The organism is Aeromonas sobria (genome assembly GCF_050266975.1).
GTDB classification, from domain to species: Bacteria; Pseudomonadota; Gammaproteobacteria; order Enterobacterales; family Aeromonadaceae; genus Aeromonas; species Aeromonas sobria_B.
In genome coordinates, this window is sequence record NZ_JBKISU010000084.1 from 1 (window position 1) to 866 (window position 866).

1 protein-coding gene and 1 pseudogene are annotated in these 866 nt (G+C 40.6%); one reads left to right on the forward strand and one right to left on the reverse strand.

From position 1 onward, the window contains the following. Positions 1-122 (forward strand): annotated as a pseudogene (locus tag ACLHZ1_RS20515) (IS1595 family transposase); the annotation flags it as partial. On the opposite strand, the gene ACLHZ1_RS20520 reads toward ACLHZ1_RS20515, so the two are convergent. Beyond that, positions 123-722, reverse strand: a complete 600-nt coding sequence (locus tag ACLHZ1_RS20520) for a hypothetical protein (protein WP_427263531.1) — start codon at positions 720-722, stop codon at positions 123-125. Positions 723-866: the final 144 nt, after the last annotated feature.

Genomic DNA, 866 nt, shown 5'->3' on the forward strand with positions numbered 1-866 from the left:
ACTGCTTCCGGTTTAATCATCGTTTTGACCTCAAGAGCATGTTGGTTGAATTGGGGCATGCAGTCGTGGCAAGCCCTCCGATGCCATATCGGCTCTTGAAGCTGGCTGAGGGTCATGGGTAATCAGGTTTGAAAAAGTAAGCTTCGATACTTCTCTCTATTTCTGGCATCCCAAAAATACAACCATGCTACATAAGCATTTTCAAGAACTGATGAATACTCAAGCAAACTATCAACCCTTTGAAATATTAGATACTGCTTAATAGACTTAATTATTCTCTTTTTTGTTAATTTATTCGGGTCTTTACAGCTATAAATGATAAGACTCTTACTTTCCAAAATTTTGTCATCGTTTTTAGCTGGCATGAGGAAAATATCAAAACTTCCTATTGCTGATGTTGTTATCGACAAGGCTGCTCCAACTTCCTTTTTTCTGTCGAAGTTAGTTGTTCTCTCATCCTTGGTAATGACCATATTCCCTGTAAACCTGAGAGGATGGCTCACTTGTACGCAGTCGTAACCAATATATCTTTTGTCTGAAAAATCACTATTAAGGTCGTTATCTATATAAAACTCTCTGCCATTAACATTAAATCCAGAAAAAGCTTCACGGAATATCACTTCAATTTCTTTCTTCTTGATATTCCAATTGATCGTAGCGTAACGACGAAGCCTCTCAGCTTTCTCCCGCTTTATTTTTTCTCTCTCGATAACTGACTTCACACTTCCCCCTTAGGTACATCGCTAATTCAACTTCGAAGTGCGACACTCGCCTATGCCGCCTGACGGTACTCTTCGAATACCTTGACAGGCTGCCTGAATCCGAGACATTTCCGAGGTCGTAGGTTGAGCCACTGCTCCGCTCTC